The 16,337-nt window shown below is 72.1% G+C and carries 12 protein-coding genes and 1 pseudogene; 3 read left to right on the top strand and 10 right to left on the bottom strand.

Going from position 1 to position 16,337, the window contains the following annotated elements:
• Positions 1-33: 33 nt before the first annotated feature.
• The gene (topA, locus tag FM076_RS18660) at positions 34-2,889 is read right to left on the bottom strand and encodes a type I DNA topoisomerase (protein ID WP_173872159.1); all 2,856 of its coding nucleotides are present in this window, start codon (positions 2,887-2,889) and stop codon (positions 34-36) included.
• A 221-nt stretch (positions 2,890-3,110) separates the two neighbouring features.
• Here topA and FM076_RS18655 point away from each other — a divergent pair, with 221 nt between their 5' ends.
• Together FM076_RS18655 and FM076_RS18650 are read left to right on the top strand one after the other, a co-directional pair.
• Positions 3,111-3,512: a TM2 domain-containing protein gene (locus tag FM076_RS18655; protein WP_345945090.1), complete on the top strand. Its 402-nt coding sequence runs from the start codon at positions 3,111-3,113 to the stop codon at positions 3,510-3,512.
• Between the two features lie 54 nt (positions 3,513-3,566).
• Entirely contained in the window at positions 3,567-3,992 is a 426-nt protein-coding gene (locus tag FM076_RS18650; RefSeq protein ID WP_173872157.1) for a DUF2752 domain-containing protein, read from the top strand.
• A gap of 88 nt (positions 3,993-4,080) precedes the next feature.
• Here FM076_RS18650 and FM076_RS18645 read toward each other — a convergent pair whose 3' ends face one another.
• The 5 genes from FM076_RS18645 to bldG form a co-directional block, all read right to left on the bottom strand.
• A complete protein-coding gene (locus FM076_RS18645) occupies positions 4,081-5,769 on the bottom strand; it encodes a DUF7059 domain-containing protein (RefSeq protein WP_428814918.1) in 1,689 nt (562 codons plus the stop codon).
• 129 nt (positions 5,770-5,898) lie between these two features.
• Positions 5,899-6,453, bottom strand: coding sequence for a small secreted protein (locus tag FM076_RS18635; protein ID WP_345945088.1), 555 nt, complete (start codon positions 6,451-6,453; stop codon positions 5,899-5,901).
• Between the two features lie 225 nt (positions 6,454-6,678).
• Positions 6,679-9,123, bottom strand: coding sequence for a sodium-translocating pyrophosphatase (locus tag FM076_RS18630; RefSeq protein ID WP_173872155.1), 2,445 nt, complete (start codon positions 9,121-9,123; stop codon positions 6,679-6,681).
• A 396-nt stretch (positions 9,124-9,519) separates the two neighbouring features.
• Entirely contained in the window at positions 9,520-10,083 is a 564-nt protein-coding gene (locus FM076_RS18625; RefSeq protein ID WP_173872154.1) for an ATP-binding protein, read from the bottom strand.
• A 135-nt stretch (positions 10,084-10,218) separates the two neighbouring features.
• Positions 10,219-10,560 (bottom strand): anti-sigma factor antagonist BldG, encoded by a 342-nt coding sequence (gene bldG, locus FM076_RS18620; protein WP_016473000.1) that lies wholly within the window; start codon positions 10,558-10,560, stop codon positions 10,219-10,221.
• 390 nt (positions 10,561-10,950) lie between these two features.
• Here bldG and FM076_RS18615 point away from each other — a divergent pair, with 390 nt between their 5' ends.
• Positions 10,951-13,710: a DEAD/DEAH box helicase gene (locus FM076_RS18615; RefSeq protein WP_173872153.1), complete on the top strand. Its 2,760-nt coding sequence runs from the start codon at positions 10,951-10,953 to the stop codon at positions 13,708-13,710.
• A gap of 207 nt (positions 13,711-13,917) precedes the next feature.
• Here the strand turns inward: FM076_RS18615 and FM076_RS18610 are convergent.
• The 4 genes and pseudogenes from FM076_RS18610 to FM076_RS18595 all read right to left on the bottom strand — a co-directional run.
• Positions 13,918-14,277: pseudogene (locus FM076_RS18610) on the bottom strand (Rv3654c family TadE-like protein); the annotation flags it as partial.
• 38 nt (positions 14,278-14,315) lie between these two features.
• Positions 14,316-14,795, bottom strand: a complete 480-nt coding sequence (locus tag FM076_RS35020; protein ID WP_428814917.1) for a TadE family type IV pilus minor pilin — start codon at positions 14,793-14,795, stop codon at positions 14,316-14,318.
• A gap of 97 nt (positions 14,796-14,892) precedes the next feature.
• Positions 14,893-15,087 (bottom strand): DUF4244 domain-containing protein, encoded by a 195-nt coding sequence (locus FM076_RS18600; protein ID WP_173874846.1) that lies wholly within the window; start codon positions 15,085-15,087, stop codon positions 14,893-14,895.
• A gap of 138 nt (positions 15,088-15,225) precedes the next feature.
• Entirely contained in the window at positions 15,226-16,332 is a 1,107-nt protein-coding gene (locus FM076_RS18595; RefSeq protein WP_243274563.1) for a type II secretion system F family protein, read from the bottom strand.
• Positions 16,333-16,337 lie beyond the last annotated feature (5 nt).

Genomic DNA, 16,337 nt, shown 5'->3' with positions numbered 1-16,337 from the left:
CCGTCAGCGAGCAGGACCCCACCCGTCAGCGGGCTATTTGCCCTCCGCGCTCTTCTTCGCGGCGGAAGTCCCCTTCTTCGCCGCGCTCTTCTTCGCCGCGGTCTTCTTGGCGGGCGCCTTCTTCGCAGCCGTCTTCGTGGCGGCGGTCTTCTTCGCCGCGCTCTTCTTCGCGGCGCCCTTCTTCGCGGGCCCCTTCGCCCGCTTCTCCGCCAGCAGTTCGAAGCCCCGCTCGGGTGTGATCGTCTCCGGGTCGTCGTCCCGCCGCAGGGTGGCGTTGGTCTCGCCGTCCGTGACGTACGGCCCGAAGCGGCCGTCCTTGACCACCACGGGGCGGTCCGTGACCGGGTCGTTCCCCAGCTCCTTGAGCGGCGGCTTGGCGGCCGCGCGCCCCCGCTGCTTGGGCTTGGAGTAGATCTCCAGCGCCTGGTCGAGGGTGATGGAGAAGATCTGCTCCTCGCTCTCCAGCGAGCGCGAGTCCGTCCCCTTCTTCAGATAGGGGCCGTACCGGCCGTTCTGGGCGGTGATCTCGTTCCCGGACTCCGGGTCGACACCGACCACCCGCGGCAGCGACAGCAGCTTGAGCGCGTCGTCGAGCGTGATCGTGTCCAGCGACATCGAGCGGAACAGCGAGGCCGTCCGCGGCTTGACCGCGTTCTTGCCCGTCTTCGGGGTCCCCTCGGGCAGCACCTCGGTGACGTACGGACCGTACCGGCCGTCCCGGGCGACGATGGGCCGGCCCGTCTCCGGGTCGGTCCCGAGTTCGAAGTCGCCGCTGGGCTTGGCCAGCAGCTCCTTGGCGTACTCGACGGTCAGCTCGTCCGGCGGCAGGTCGTCGGGGACGTCCGCGCGCCGGCCCGGCTCGCCCTCCGTCTCGCTGGGCCCCTCCACGTACGGGCCGTACCGGCCCACCCGCAGGGTGATGCCCTCGCCGACGGGGAAGGAGGAGACGCCCTTGGCGTCGATCGCGCCGAGGTCGGAGACCAGCTCCTTCAGGCCGCCCAGGTGGTCGCCGTCGCCGTTGCCGGCCGCCGCGGCCTCGCCGGCGGCTGCCGCCGCCTCGCCCGCGCCCTCACCGAAGTAGAAGCGCCGCAGCCACGGGATGGCCTCGGCGTTCCCGGCGGCGATGCGGTCGAGGTCGTCCTCCATCTTGGCGGTGAAGTCGTAGTCCACCAGCCGTCCGAAGTGCTTCTCCAGCAGCCCGACCACGGCGAAGCTCAGGAAGGACGGCACCAGCGCGGTGCCCTTCTTGAAGACGTACCGCCTGTCCAGGATCGTGCCGATGATCGAGGCGTAGGTGGACGGGCGCCCGATCTCGCGCTCCTCCAGCTCCTTGACGAGCGTCGCCTCGGTGTAGCGGGCCGGGGGCTTGGTGGCGTGGCCGTCCACCGACATCTCGGCGGCGCGCAGCGGGTCGCCCTCGGCGACCTGCGGCAGCCGCCGCTCGCGGTCGTCCAGCTCCGCGTTCGGGTCGTCGGCGCCCTCGACATACGCCTTGAGGAAGCCGTGGAAGGTGATGATCTTGCCGGTGGCGCTGAACTCGGCGTCCCGGCCGTCCGACGAGCGCCCGCCGACCTTCACGGTGACGGACTGCCCGACCGCGTCCTTCATCTGGGAGGCGACGGTCCGCTTCCAGATCAGCTCGTACAGCTTGAACTGGTCGCCGGTCAGCCCCGTCTCGGCGGGCGTGCGGAAGCGGTCGCCCGAGGGGCGGATCGCCTCGTGCGCCTCCTGCGCGTTCTTGACCTTCCCGGCGTAGGTGCGCGGCTTGTCCGGCAGGTAGTCGGCGCCGTACAGCTGCGTGACTTGGGCCCGCGCCGCGGAGACCGCGGTGTCGGAGAGCGTCGTGGAGTCCGTACGCATGTAGGTGATGAAGCCGTTCTCATACAGCTTCTGCGCCACCTGCATCGTGGCCTTGGCACCGAAGCCGAGCTTGCGGCTCGCCTCCTGCTGGAGGGTGGTCGTACGGAAGGGCGCGTACGGGGAGCGGCGGTAGGGCTTGGACTCGACGGAGCGGACGGCGAAGTCCGTGTCCTCCAGCGCCGCGGCCAGCGTGCGGGCGGCCTGCTCGTCGAGGTGGAGAACCGCGGCCGGGTCCTTGAGCCGCCCGTCGGAGCCGAAGTCACGGCCCTGGGCGACGCGGCGGCCGTCCACCGTCGTCAGCCGGGCGCCGAAGGTCGCCGGGTCGCCCGCCGCGCCCGCTCCCGTCGAGGCATCCCCCGCCTGCCCCGTCGCGAACGTGCCGGTCAGGTCCCAGTACTCGGCGGAGTGGAACGCCATGCGCTCGCGCTCCCGCTCGACCACCAGCCGGGTGGCCACGGACTGCACGCGGCCGGCCGACAGCCGGGGCATGACCTTCTTCCACAGCACCGGGGAGACCTCGTACCCGTACAGGCGGTCGAGGATCCGGCGGGTCTCCTGCGCGTCGACCAGCCGCTGGTTGAGGCCGCGCGGATTGCGGACGGCGTTCTGGATCGCGTCCTTGGTGATCTCGTGGAAGACCATCCGCTTGACCGGGACCTTGGGCTTGAGCACCTCCTGGAGGTGCCAGGCGATGGCCTCGCCCTCGCGGTCCTCGTCAGTGGCGAGGTACAGCTCGTCGGAGTCGGCCAGCAGCTCCTTGAGCTTCTTGACCTGGTCCTTCTTGTCGCTGTTGACGACATACAGCGGCTCGAAGTCGTGATCGACGTTCACACCCAGACGGGCCCACGGCTCACCCTTGTACTTCGCGGGGACCTCGGCCGCACCGTTGGGAAGGTCGCGGATGTGCCCGACGCTGGCCTCGACGACGTAACCAGGGCCGAGATAGCCCTTGATCGTCTTGGCCTTGGCAGGCGACTCGACGATCACGAGTCGGCGCCCGCCGTTTGCTGTCTCGTGGGTCGGGGACAACTTCTGCTCTTCTCTCCGGTCGGCTGACTGTGCAGTCTGTTCGTTCTTTACCGCATCGCTGTCGCTGCGGAGTGTGACGGTACCTCCCGCCTCCATGTCAAACGGGAAAAGTCCGCAACGCCACTCGAACGGTAACCCGACAACCAGCCGTGGCGCCGCCCGACGGCTCTGGCAACATGTCGGGGGCACATCACCAGGTACCGCTCGACCTCGGAGGTCTTGTGTCCCATCCGAACCAGCCCGGTTACGGCTACCCGCAGCAGCCGGGCCAGAACCCCTACAACCAGCCGTCCCCGCCGCCGGGCCAGCCCGGCTACGGGTACCCGCAGCAGCAGCCGATGGGCGCCGCCGTCCCCGGCCAGTACACGGGCGACCCGAACGCCCCGTACGGTTACGACCCCTACGGGCGGCCGCTCTCCCACAAGTCGAAGATCGTCGCCGGTGTGCTCCAGCTCTTCATCGGCAGCCTCGGCATCGGCCGCTTCTACACCGGCCACGTCGGCATGGGCATAGCCCAGCTCTTCACCTGCGGTGGCATGGGAATCTGGGCGCTGATCGACGGCATCCTCTTCCTGACCAGCGACAGCCGCACCGACAGCGACGGCCGCGTCCTGCGTGGCTGACGCCGCACCAAGCCCGGGGAGAGGGTCGCGCGAACGAGGGGAGGCACGGGCCACATGGCGAGAAACACCGTCCCTGCTGCCGTGGGCCGACTCCGTGCCACCCTCTCCCATCCGGCTGCCCCACCGCTGATCACCGCGGCGGCGGGTCTCGCCGGCGCCTGGTACCTGTGGGGCACCGACCCGCACACGCCGGGCGCCTGGCTGCCGCGGTGCCCGTTCAACTGGGCCACCGGGCTGCTGTGCCCGGCCTGCGGCGGCACCCGTATGGCCTACGACCTCCTGCACGGCGACCTGGCCAGGGCGCTGCACGACAACGCCGCCCTGCTGACGGTCGGCCTGCCGGTCGCCGTCTACCTGTCCGGCCGCTGGCTGTGGGACGGGCTTCGCGGCCGGCGTTACGCGCCACGCATGGGCACCCGGGGCAAGGCGGCCGTGCTGGCCTGCGCCGTCGCCTGGACGGTGGCCCGCAACCTGCTGTGACCCACCGGCCGCCCCGGCACCGGAACCCGACCCGCGGTCCGGGTTCCCAGGCACCGGAACCCGGCCTGCGGCCCGGATCTCAGTGGTCTCAGTCCAGCACCGGCGTCAGGAACCCCTGTTCGACCAGCAGCCTGATCGACTCCGGCGTCCGCTCGCGCAGCCCGGCCAGGTCCTCGCCCAGCAGCTGGCCGATCGCCTCAAGGATGCGCCCCGCGCTCAGCGTCCCGTCGCACACCCCGGCGAACCCGGCGCCGACCGTGTCCACCGTGACGGCCCGCCGCATCCCGCGGTTCTGCCGCAGCACCACGTACTCCGGATCCTCCGCACCCGGCGCGCCGACCTGCTCCTGGACGACCTCGTCCGCGAGGAGGAAACGGTGCTCCAGCAGCGCCCCGTCGTGCGTACGGCGCAGGAAGTCCTGCCGTTCGAAGTGCGCGCGGATCACCTCCCCCAGGGGCTGCTCGACCGGGTGCGGCCACTCCTCGGCGAGCACGGAGGGGCGCTCCGCGTCGGTACGGCGCAGGGTGATCCAGCCGAACCCGACGGCCTTGGTGCCGCGCGCCGCGAACTCCTCCAGCCAGGCGTCGTACCGCGCCGCGTACCCGGCCGGGTCCCTCAGGTGGTCCCCCGCGTCCCGCAGCCACAGCTCCGCGTACTGCGTGACGTCCTGCTCCTCACGCTGCACGATCCACGCGTCGCACCCCGGCGGCACCCACCCCGAGACCCGGTCGCGCCAGTCCTCGCCCTCACGGTGCTCCCAGTTGGCCAGCAGCTGGCAGTAGCCGCCCGGGGCCAGGTGGCGGGCCGCCTGCTGGACGAGGGTGCGGCACAGGTCGTCGCCCGCCATGCCCCCGTCACGGTAGGTGAGGCGGGCGCCCGGCGAGATGACGAACGGCGGGTTGGAGACGATCAGGTCGAAGGGCTCCTCGCCGGCCACCGGCTCGAACAGCGAGCCCTCCCGGACGTCGGGCTCGGCCGCCCCGGACAGCGCGAGGGTCAGCCGGGCGAAGCGGAGCGCCCGCGGATTGAGGTCGGTGGCGGTGACGTGCGTGGCGAACCGGCTCGCGTGCAGGGCCTGCACGCCGGAACCGGTGCCCAGGTCGAGCGCCCGCGCCACCGGGGTGGAGACCATCAGCCCGGCCAGCGTCGTCGAGGCGCCGCCGACCCCCAGGACCACGTCCTGCCGGGGCACGGCCTGCGGCCCGCCAGCCCCGCCGGCACCGCCCACGGCGCGGCCCAGATCGCTGACGACCCACCAGTCCTGGCCCTCGGGGCCGCTGTAGGGGCGCACATCGACGGTGGCGCGCACGGCAGAGGCACCGCCCTGGTCCGCCTCACCAGCCGTGGCCGTCCCACCCGCCCCGGCCGCTTCCCCCGCCCTGGACGCCCCTCCTGTACCGGCCGCCTCAGCGCTCTCAGTCGTCCCGGCCGTTCCGGCCGTCCCACCCATCCCGGCCGCCCCGGCAGGCTGCCGCGGCACCCGCTCCAGCCACCGGTCGGTCAGCGCCCCCTCCACCGGCAGCGCCGCCCGTGCCCGCTCGTAGGGGACCGGCTGCTGGAGCAGGAAGAGCCGCACCAGCGTCTCCAGCGGACCGGTGCCCCGGGTGGCGCGGAGGGCGGGGACGGTCTCGCCGCGGGCGAGCGCCGCGTAGGCCGGGGCACCGAGCAGCTCCAGAAGCCCGTCGGCGGTGAACCCCGCCTCCCTCAGGGCCTCGCGCAGCCTGCGGGTGCTCTCGGACGTGGGCTCGGGCAGTGCGTCTGTACTCACCCGCGCCATTCTCCCTGGTTCCCTCCCCGTCCCGGCACGTGGCCGGGCCGCCGGAGGCGGTGATCCCGCCGGCGCGCCGTCAGCCGGCGGGACAGCGGCCCCGCGGGGCGCCGGCCCCCGGCGGGCACGGACCGGGCGTCAGGAGCCCTTCTTGGTGAGGCCGGTCTTCTTGCAGCTCTCCTGCTTGGCCATCGCCTGGCCGACCTCGCCGGTCGACAGCCGGCGCAGCGCCGTGTCGCCCCGCTTGCCCAGCGCCGCCAGCTTGGCGGCCACGCTGTCGATGCCCTCGTCGAACGTGTCGCCGGTGGGCACCTTCTCGACGGCGGTCACCAGGTCGTTGTACTTGCCGGAGATCGTGTCGAGCTCCTTGACGGCGTCCTTCCGCATCTTCTCGCCGTCGTCGACCGGCGGCGCGCCCGCCTGCTGAACCGCCCGGGCCATCGCCTTGTAGGCGTCGGAGACCTTCTTGAAACTGGCCGCGTCGGCCTTCTTGACCTCGTCGGGGGACTTGCCCGTGCGCGTGGCCTCGACGATGTCCTGGTTGGCCTCGTTGATCTTCGCGTGCTGGGGCTGGAGGTCGTCACAGACCTTCTTGGCCCACTCGTCCGTCTTGCCGCTGTCGTCGCTGCAACCGGACAGCGCCAGTACGAGTACGGCACCACCGGACAGCACCGCCGCGAGCTTCTTGTTCACCGGATCGGTCCCTTCCATGGCTGTTCGGCCCGGAACATACACGCCAGGGAGGAGGTGGCGGCGAGCCGGAAGAACCCTATGTCCACTATTGCAGCCATTTGAACCAACGACCGAGTGCGACATGACAGGGCCCGGTTGAGAGAAAACACACACGGGCGGGCGGGACGCCAACGCGTCCCGCCCGCCCGGTCGTTGACCACCGTCGGACAGCGGCGGCCCGTACTGTCAGGAAGCGGCCACCGGAGGCACCGGATCCACCGGGTCGGCAGGCTTCGCCGCCCGCTCGGCGCTCTCCTCGCCCACGGCGATGCCGCGCCGCTTGGAGACATAGACGGCGCCCACGATGACCGCCACGGAGACCGCGGCGACCAGCACGCGTGCGCCCACGCTCTTGTCCTCGCCGTAGCTGAACTTCACCACGGCCGGCGCGATCAGCAGCGCCACCAGGTTCATCACCTTCAGCAGCGGGTTGATCGCCGGCCCGGCGGTGTCCTTGAACGGGTCACCGACGGTGTCGCCGATGACGGTCGCGGCGTGGGCCTCGCTGCCCTTGCCGCCGTGGTGGCCGTCCTCCACGAGCTTCTTGGCGTTGTCCCAGGCGCCGCCCGAGTTCGCCAGGAAGACCGCCATCAGCGTGCCCGCCCCGATGGCGCCGGCCAGGAAAGCCGCCAGCGCGCCGACGCCGAAGGTGAAGCCCACCAGGATGGGAGACATCACGGCCAGCAGCCCGGGAGTGGTCAGCTCGCGCAGCGCGTCCTTGGTGCAGATGTCCACGACGCGGCCGTACTCGGGCTTCTCCGAGTAGTCCATGATCCCGGGCTTCTCGCGGAACTGCCGCCGCACCTCGAAGACCACGGAACCGGCCGAGCGGGAGACGGCGTTGATGGCCAGCCCGGAGAAGAGGAAGACCACCGCGGCCCCGAACATCAGCCCGACCAGCGTGCTGGGCTGCGCGATGTCGACCAGCTCCAGCATCTTGCCCGCGCTCTGGTCGGCCTCGGCCAGCGCGTCACCCAGCTCGGTGCGGTACGAGCCGAACAAAGCGGCGGCGGCGAGCACCGCCGTGGCGATGGCGATGCCCTTGGTGATCGCCTTGGTGGTGTTGCCGACCGCGTCCAGGTCGGTGAGCACCTGGGCGCCGGCGCCCTCCACGTCACCGGACATCTCCGCGATGCCCTGCGCGTTGTCGGAGACCGGCCCGAAGGTGTCCATGGCGACGATCACCCCCACCGTGGTCAGCAGGCCGGTGCCGGCCAGCGCGACGGCGAACAGCGCCAGCATCACCGTGCCGCCGCCCAGCAGGAAGGCCCCGTAGACGCTGAGGCCGACCAGCAGGGCGGTGTAGACGGCCGACTCCAGGCCGAGGGAGATACCCGAGAGCACCACGGTCGCGGGCCCCGTCAGCGAGGTCTTGCCGACGTCCCGCACAGGCTTGCGGGTCGTCTCGGTGAAGTAGCCGGTCAACTGCTGGATCACGGCGGCCAGCACGATGCCGATGGCGACGGCCACGATGGCCAGGACGCGCGGGTCACCGCTGTGGCCGAGGATCTCCTGCGCGTCGTCGCCCGAGACGCCTTCGAGGTCCGCGTAGCTCGAGGGCAGGTACGCGAACGCGGCGATGGCGACCAGTACCAGCGAGATCACCGCCGAGATGAAGAAGCCCCGGTTGATCGCCGACATCCCGCTGCGGTCGGACCGGCGCGGCGCCACCGCGAACACGCCGATCATGGCGGTGAGCACTCCGATGGCGGGCACCAGCAGCGGGAAGACCAGCCCGTCGTTGCCGAAGACGGCGGTGCCGAGGATCAGCGCGGCCACCAGCGTCACCGCGTACGACTCGAAAAGGTCGGCCGCCATTCCGGCGCAGTCGCCGACGTTGTCGCCCACGTTGTCGGCGATGGTGGCGGCGTTGCGCGGATCGTCCTCGGGAATGCCCTGCTCGACCTTGCCGACGAGGTCGGCGCCGACGTCCGCCGCCTTCGTGAAAATCCCGCCACCGACACGCATGAACATGGCGATCAGCGCGGCGCCGAGTCCGAAGCCCTCCAGCACCTTGGGCGCGTCGGCCGCGTACACGAGCACGACGCAGGCGGCCCCGAGCAGCCCGAGGCCGACGGTGAACATTCCGACGACGCCACCGGTGCGGAAAGCGATCTTCATGGCCTTGTGGGAAACGGCGGTGAGGTCGGCCGGAATCTCCCCCGGCTCGCCTTTCGCCGCACCGGCCGGAGACGGCACCGGAGTCGCCTCACGCGCCGCAGCCGCCACACGCACATTACTGCGTACCGCGAGCCACATGCCGATATAGCCGGTCGCCGCCGAGAAAGCCGCACCGACCAGGAAGAACAACGAACGGCCGATCCGCTGGTTCATATCATCGGCCGGCAACAGCATGAGCAGGAAGAAGACGACCACCGCGAACACCCCGAGGGTCCGCAGCTGCCGCGCCAGGTAGGCGTTCGCCCCCTCCTGCACGGCCGAGGCGATCTTCTTCATGTTGTCGGTGCCCTCGCCCGCGGCGAGCACTTGTCGTACCAGCACCAACGCGACGCCGAGCGCTGCGAGCGCGACAACCGCGATCACGATCGCGAGTCCCCGGTTGCCACTGGTCAGTTCCGCGGCGTCCGCGAGGTGCTGGGGGTTGTGTAGTGGGCTGAGTTGCCCCGCCATTCGTCCTCCTTGACGTTTGGCACATGGGCGCGCGCAAGCACGCTCAGGCGTCCTGCTGCAAAGATGTGGACGGATTGTAGGGAGCGCCACTGGATCAAAACAGAGCGCAGCAGCGGGAATTCGCTGGGAACAGCGAAGATCAGCCGCACGCGAGGCCGGTAATTCGCTCGCATGAGGGAACGTGCAAATTCAACTGACACCGGAAAAGTGATCTATCGAGTGACGGAGAAAACCGGCACAGCTCCGTTTAGAACCTGGTCAGCGGCGGTGAAAAAGCGCGCCGTGGATCGTCCGATGATCGCGAGAGAAGATCGGGAAAAGGGGCCGGAAGACAGAAAAGCCCGCCGCGTACGCGGCGGGCACATGACCGGTTGGGGCGGGTGGGGATGTGGAGGTTCAGGGGAGGATGGGCTCCGCTGTCGGCCAGCTCATACGGATCACCCCGCCGTTCTCGTCCGTCGTCACCTCGACGTCGTCCACGAGGCCGCTGATCACCGCGAGCCCCATCTCCCCGTCGCCCTCGTCCTCCTCGGCGACCGGCTCGGGAATCTCGTCCTTCGCCCCCGGCATCAGCGCGCCGTCGGCCTCGATGAGCCCGCCACCGGGCGCGTGACCGCCGCCGTTCCTGCCGCCGTTGGCGGAGGCCGACGCGGCCCCGGAGGCCGAGGCGGTGGCGCCGAGCGTGCCGCCGGGCAGGGTGAAACGCCGGTGCGGCGCGTCGTCCCCCACCTCGATGGAGAACTTCTTCTCGTCCTCGATCAGGGAAACCCGCACCGGGGTGCTCAGACCGTGACTCATGTGCAGGCCGACGGCCCGCGTGCACGCCTCACCGACGGCCAGCCGCACCTCGTCGAGCACGGCTTCGTCGACGCCGGCCCGCCGCGCCACGGCGGCGGCCACCAGCCGCGCCGTACGGACATGCTCCGGGAGCGCGCTGAAGAGCAGCTCAACGGTGGCCATGCCATCCCCCTCGGTCTTCCTGAGTGTCTGCGGGGCCCGTCCGGGGCTCGGGGAGCCGGCCCCGGCGACCGCCTACCGGTCAAGCGGCAGGCCGCCGGACCGCCCGCACCGGGGCGGGCCGGCGGCCCGGACGCGTCAGTCAGTGGCCGCCACGGCCTCGTCGACCGAGGAGTGGATCGGGAAGACCTTCGTCAGACCGGTGATCCGGAAGATCTTGAGAATGCGCTCCTGGTTGCACACCAGACGCAGCGAGCCCTCGTGGGCGCGCACCCGCTTGAGCCCGCCGACGAGCACGCCGAGCCCGGTGGAGTCGAGGAAGTCGACGCCCTCCATGTCCACGACGAGGTGGTAGCTGCCGTCGTTCACGAGCTCGACCAGCTGCTCGCGCAGCTTGGGCGCGGTGTATACATCAATCTCGCCACCGACCTCGACGATCGTGCGATCGCCTACGGTACGGGTCGACAGGGACAGGTCCACGGATCCTCCAGCACCTTGCTATCGAGCGGTCAGCCCCCTCGGTTCTCCCTCCCCCTGCCCTGACGGAGGGAGGTACCCCCAAAGGCAGGGGACGGATCGGCAGCCGCAGAGGCATTCAATCACTTACCAGCAGGCGAGGACGACGCCTTGCGGCCATTGTCCGCCTCGCCAGTGACACACTCGGTACCGATGGCCAACGAACAGCACACCCGGTCCGCGAGCGTACGCCCGCGAGCCGAGCCCGACCGCTCGGCTCCCCACGGCGACCCTCGCGAGGTGCTGGCTCGTCTCACCAGGGGGGCGGACCGCGCCGGGCGTGTCACCCATACGGAGCACTTGCCCCCGCGAAACGGTCGCCATGCGCAATGGCCCGAGCGGATCCGTCCGGAAGTGATCGAAGCTGTACGCCGCGCGGGCATCGACCGCCCCTGGGAGCACCAGGCCCGCGCCGCCGCCCACGCCCTCGACGGCGATTCCGTGATCATCGCCACAGGCACCGCCTCCGGGAAGTCCCTCTCCTACCTCGCCCCCGTCCTCAGCACCCTGCTCGACGGCAGCGAGGCCCCCAACGGCCGGGGCACCACCGTCCTGTACCTCGCCCCCACCAAGGCACTCGCCGCGGACCAGCGCCGCGCCGTCGCGGACCTGGCCGCCCCGCTCGGCACGGCCGTGCGGCCCGCCGTCTTCGACGGGGACACCCGGGTCGAGGAACGGGAGTGGGTACGGCTCTACGCCAACTACGTCCTCACCAATCCGGACATGCTCCACCGCGGCATGCTGCCCGGCCACACCCGCTGGTCCTCCTTCCTGCGCGCCCTGCGCTATGTCGTCATCGACGAGTGCCACACCTACCGCGGCGTCTTCGGCTCCCACGTCGCCCAGGTCCTGCGTCGACTGCGCCGGGTGTGCGCCCGCTACGGCTCCGAGCCCGTCTTCCTCCTCGCCTCCGCCACCGCCGCCTCGCCCGGGGAAGGCGCGGCCCGGCTCACCGGGATACGCCCCGTCGAGATCACGGAGGACACCTCCCCGCGCGGCGAGACGGTCTTCGCGCTGTGGGAGCCGCCGCTGACGGAACTGGAAGGCGAACGCGGCGCCCCGGTCCGCCGCACCGCCACCGCCGAGGCCGCCGAACTCCTCACCGACCTGGCCCTCCAGCAAGTACGCACCGTCGCCTTCGTCCGCTCCCGGCGCGGCGCCGAGCTGATCTCCCTCATCGCCCAGGACCGCCTGACAGGCGTCCCGTCCCCCCGCGGACCACTCACCGCCACCGACCCGAGCGGCTCGGCGACGGGGAACGCCAGCAGCATGGAGACCGCCACCATGGTCGCGGATGCCCACGGGGTGGGGGATGCCCTGGGAGTCGGGGATGCCCTTGGGGCGGGGGATGCTGCCGTGGGTTCGAGGGTCGCGGCTGGGGGTTCGAGGGATGCGGCTGGGGGTTCGGCGGGCGCGGCTTTGGGTTCGGGGGGCGCCGCTGTGGGCTCGGCGGATGCGGCTCTGGGTTCCGCGGGCGCCGCTGTGGGCTCGGCGGATGCGGCTGGGGGCTCGGCGGATGCGGCTCTGGGTTCGGGGGAGGCTCTCCTGGCGGGAGAGGGTGCCCCTTCGGGTCAGGGCGGGGGTGCCAGTACTGCTCAGGGCGGGGGTGCCCGTTCGGCTCGGGGCGGCAGTGGGGCTGGGAGCGGGAGCGGGGCCGGGAGTCCGGTCGGGGCCGGGGTTCGGGGTGAGCCTGGGGCCGAGGGCGGTGCGGCCGGGAGCAGGGGCGCTTCCTTGCCGGGTGCCGGATTGCCGGGTGCCGGATTGCCGGGTGCCGGACGGCGCGGGCTCTCCTCGCGCATCGCCGCCTACCGGGGCGGCTATCTCCCCGAGGAGCGGCGTGCCCTCGAACGGGCTCTCCACACCGGCGAGCTGCTGGGCCTCGCCGCGACGAACGCCCTGGAACTCGGCATCGACATCTCAGGCCTGGACGCCGTCCTGATCACCGGCTATCCCGGCACCCGCGCCTCCCTCTGGCAGCAGGCGGGCCGCGCCGGCCGGGCGGGTCAGGGCGCCCTGGTCGTACTGATCGCGCGGGACGAACCGCTGGACACCTACCTCGTCCACCACCCCGAATCCATCTTCGACACCCCCGTCGAGTCGACCGTTCTGGACCCCCACAACCCCTACGTCCAGGCGCCCCACCTGTGCGCAGCCGCAGCCGAGATCCCCCTCACCGAGTCCGACTTCGACCTCTTCGGGCCGGAGACCGGGCGGCTCCTGCGCAAGCTCGAAGAGCGCAAGCTGCTCCGCCGCCGCAGCTCCGGCTGGCACTGGACCCGCAAGGAGCGCGCCGCCGACCTCACCGACATCCGCGGCAGCGGCGGCAAGCCGGTCCAGGTGGTCGAGGAAGGAACCGGCCGCCTGCTCGGCACCGTGGACGCCTCCGCCGCGCACACCACCGTCCACGAGGGCGCCGTCCACCTGCACCAGGGCCGCACCTATGTGGTGCGCCACCTCGATCTGGAGGACTCCGCCGCGCTCGTCGAGGAAGCCAGCCCTCCCTGGACGACCATGGCCCGCGACACCACCTCCCTCGCCGTGCTGGAGACCGAGGCCGAGGTGCCCTGGGGCGAGGCACGGCTGTGCTTCGGCTCTGTTGAGGTCACCAACCAGGTGGTCTCCTACCTGCGCCGCCGCCTGATCACCGGCGAGGTGCTCGGCGAGTCCAAGCTGGACCTGCCGCCCCGCACCCTGCGGACCCGCGCCGTCTGGTGGACGGTCACCGAGGACCAGCTCGACGCCGCCCGCATCACCCCCGAGATCCTCGCGGGCTCGTTGCACGCCGCGGAGCACGCCGCCATCGGCATCCTGCCGCTCTTCGCGACCTGCGACCGCTGGGACATCGGCGGCGTCTCCATCGCCCTGCATCCCGACACCCTCCTTCCCACCGTCTTCGTCTACGACGGCCAGCCCGGTGGAGCCGGCTTCGCCGAGCGGGCGTTCCACACGGCCCGCGCGTGGCTGACCGCCACCCGTGACGCCATCGCCGCCTGCGAGTGCGAGACGGGCTGCCCCTCCTGCATCCAGTCGCCCAAGTGCGGCAACGCCAACGACCCGTTGCACAAACGCGGCGCCATCCGCCTTCTCACGGAGCTGCTGCGATCCGCCGAGTGACCCTGCCCTGCCTGTCCGCCCCGGGACGACGAGGCCTCTCCACGAGCCTCTTCCCATGAGATCGATGCCGACAGCGTCCGTGCTGAGGGGCACGGCCCCGGCTCCGGCTCCGGCTCCGGCAGCGTCCGTGTCCACGGGACCCGCTCCGGTCGGCCTTCGTGCCGAGGGGACGGTTCCGGCAGCCTCCGTGCCGACGGGACCCGCCCGGGCGCGTACCCGTGACGCGTAGGGCCCCCACCGCACCCGCGCGTCCAGGTCCGCGATCTCTCCCCGGACCGCACACCGGGACACACTCGCCCCCTGCGCCTGGGCCACTCGGCGTGCGACCGCGCAGGCGCGAGTCCGGCCGTCCAGGGCCCGGTCGGCCGCCGCGAGCGCCGCCAGGTCGGCGGCGGCTCCGGCCCGGTGACGGACGTGGACCGCATGGCCGAACCCGAGCACCGCTGCGAACACCCCGCACAGCACCACCGCGCTCAGCGCCGCCCACACGGACGCCGAACCCCGGTCATCACTGAGCCCCGCCCGCACCCGGCTCCCTCTCCGCCGCGCCCTTGCGCTCCCGTTCATCCCGCTCTTCCGCCGCCTGGCCCGCACCTCGCCCCCTCTCATGTGCGACCTCCCCCGGCACCATCCGTGGCGGGGCGGGACTCCTTGCCGGGCGCCGGCTCCGGGCCCCCGGCCGCCGCCCCGCCCCCGGCAGGCATCGCCCCGTTCTCCGTGTCCGCCACCCCCTCCTCGGGAACCTCGTCCTCCGTGGACACCGACCCGTCTCCCGGAGCCCCGTCCTCCGTGGCCGCCGCCTCGTCCAGCGCCACTGCCTCGGACCGCAGTTCCACCGTCAGCGGGCCCGGCCCCACCGTCCGTGCCCGTACGGCGACCCGCACCAGATCTCCCTCTCTCGTCACGTGCAGCCGGGCCCTGGGCGGCGCCGCCGACCGGACGGCGCGCGCCACCCCGTCGGCGGGTTCCCCGCGTGCCGCCGCACGCGCTCCGGCCCTGGCCGCGTCCACGCACTGGATCCGTGCCACCGCTGCCATCAGCCCCCACAGCAGCCCCGCCACCAGCAACACGAGCGCCGGGATCACCACGGCGGCCTCAGCGGTGACATAGCCCGCGCTCCAGTCCGTCCGCCGCGGGCGCCCTCCGCGAGCGGGCGTGCCGCGTGCCCGATCGGGGCCGGCCTCAGAACGACCCACGGAGAGCCCGCTCGATGAGCTGCTGCATCTGGTGACCCACCGGGCCGCTGTTGACCACCTTGTAGAGCACGGCCGCCAGTGCGACCGCCGCCAGCGTGCCGATGGCGTACTCCGCCGTACTCATCCCCCTGTCCCCGCTCGGCCTCCGCGCCGCGCACGCCCTCGCCCACAGCTGCCGCATCCTCGTCAACACCGCACGTTCTCCCTCGCCTTGTCCTGCGTCTTCCGACTTTTCCTGCGTCTTCCTCGTCACTGGCTTCTGTTTGTCGTCACCCGGTGCCCGCCTCCCCGGACACGCCGCCCGACTGTCCTCGGCTGGTCACCACAGCGACCGGGCGATCCCCAGCAGCACCGGCGCCACGCCGACCACCAGGAACGCGGGCAGGAAGCAGAGCCCCAGCGGACCGGTGACCAGCACCGCCGCCCGTCTCGCCCGGCCGTTGGCGGCCCGGGTCCAGCGACGGCGCAGCTCGGCCGCGAGCCGGGTCACCGACTCCACGGCCGGGACGCCGGCCACCTCGGCCCGTTCCATGCACCGGGCGAACTCCACTCCCCAGGGCCGCTCCGCGAAGCGCCCCCACACCAACGCCGGTTCAGCCCCCAGGCGCAGCTCCGTCGCCGCGCGGACCAGCCGCTCTCCCAGCGGTCCGCCCATCGAACTCCCAACCGCCTCGGCCGCATGCTCCGGTCCGGCACCGGCCGCCAGGCAGGCCGCCATGAGATCCGCCGCCAGGGGGAGTTGGGCCTCGGCCGACCGCTCCTCAGCAGACTGCGCGTCATCGGGTTGGGGCCTGCGCCGCAGCCACCGCCACATGCCCCATGCGGCAGCACCGCCCACCAGCCACCCTGCCGGGCCGCCGATCAGCACGACCCCCACAACGGCGGCAGCCGCCGCACCGAACCCCTCCCGCACCTGCCTCCGCCGTATCGTCACCTCCCACTTGCATACGGCCCTCGCCCGCAACTGCGAGAGCGCACCCGGGGCGGCACCGTGCCGCTCCCCCTCTCTCCAGTCCGCCCCGAACCGCTCACCTCCCGAATTGGACGGCCCCGGTCCCGCCCCGGACGGGCCGGGTGCCGCCGCCCCGAGCGCTGTCGTCCCGAACTGCCCATGTGCTGACCCGAACCGCTCACGTGCCGCTCCGGGCAGCTCGCGTGCCGCCGTCCCGGACGCTTCCGACCCGCGCGGTCCACTGCCGCACAGGAGCCGCAGCCGCCGCCGGGTACGGCCTTCGCGACGCGTCTCGCCGGCGAGGCCGGCCACGCATCCGGCCGCCGCCAGCACCGCCACGGCCGCCACCAGCCACATCCACACCCTGGGGACAACTTCCCCGCCGGCCACGCATCCGGCCGCCGCCAGCACCGCCACGGCCGCCACCAGCCACATCCACACCCTGGGGACAACTTCCCCCCACGCCCCGGCCATCTCGG

The organism is Streptomyces albus subsp. chlorinus, assembly GCF_013302895.1.
GTDB lineage: Bacteria > Actinomycetota > Actinomycetes > Streptomycetales > Streptomycetaceae > Streptomyces > Streptomyces chlorinus.
The sequence above is the reverse complement of the archived record's forward strand: the minus strand, read 5'-3'. Positions and strand labels throughout refer to the sequence as shown.

Excerpts from the sequence above, each read along its gene's own strand:
- FM076_RS18650 (WP_173872157.1), top strand. The coding sequence starts at position 3,567 with ATGGCGAGAAACACCGTCCCTGCTGCCGTGGGCCGACTCCGTGCCACC.
- FM076_RS18645 (WP_428814918.1), bottom strand. The coding sequence starts at position 5,769 with ATGGCGCGGGTGAGTACAGACGCACTGCCCGAGCCCACGTCCGAGAGC.
- FM076_RS18630 (WP_173872155.1), bottom strand. The coding sequence starts at position 9,123 with ATGGCGGGGCAACTCAGCCCACTACACAACCCCCAGCACCTCGCGGAC.
- FM076_RS18625 (WP_173872154.1), bottom strand. The coding sequence starts at position 10,083 with ATGGCCACCGTTGAGCTGCTCTTCAGCGCGCTCCCGGAGCATGTCCGT.
- FM076_RS18600 (WP_173874846.1), bottom strand. The coding sequence starts at position 15,087 with ATGCGGCAGCTGTGGGCGAGGGCGTGCGCGGCGCGGAGGCCGAGCGGG.
- FM076_RS18595 (WP_243274563.1), bottom strand. The coding sequence starts at position 16,332 with ATGGCCGGGGCGTGGGGGGAAGTTGTCCCCAGGGTGTGGATGTGGCTG.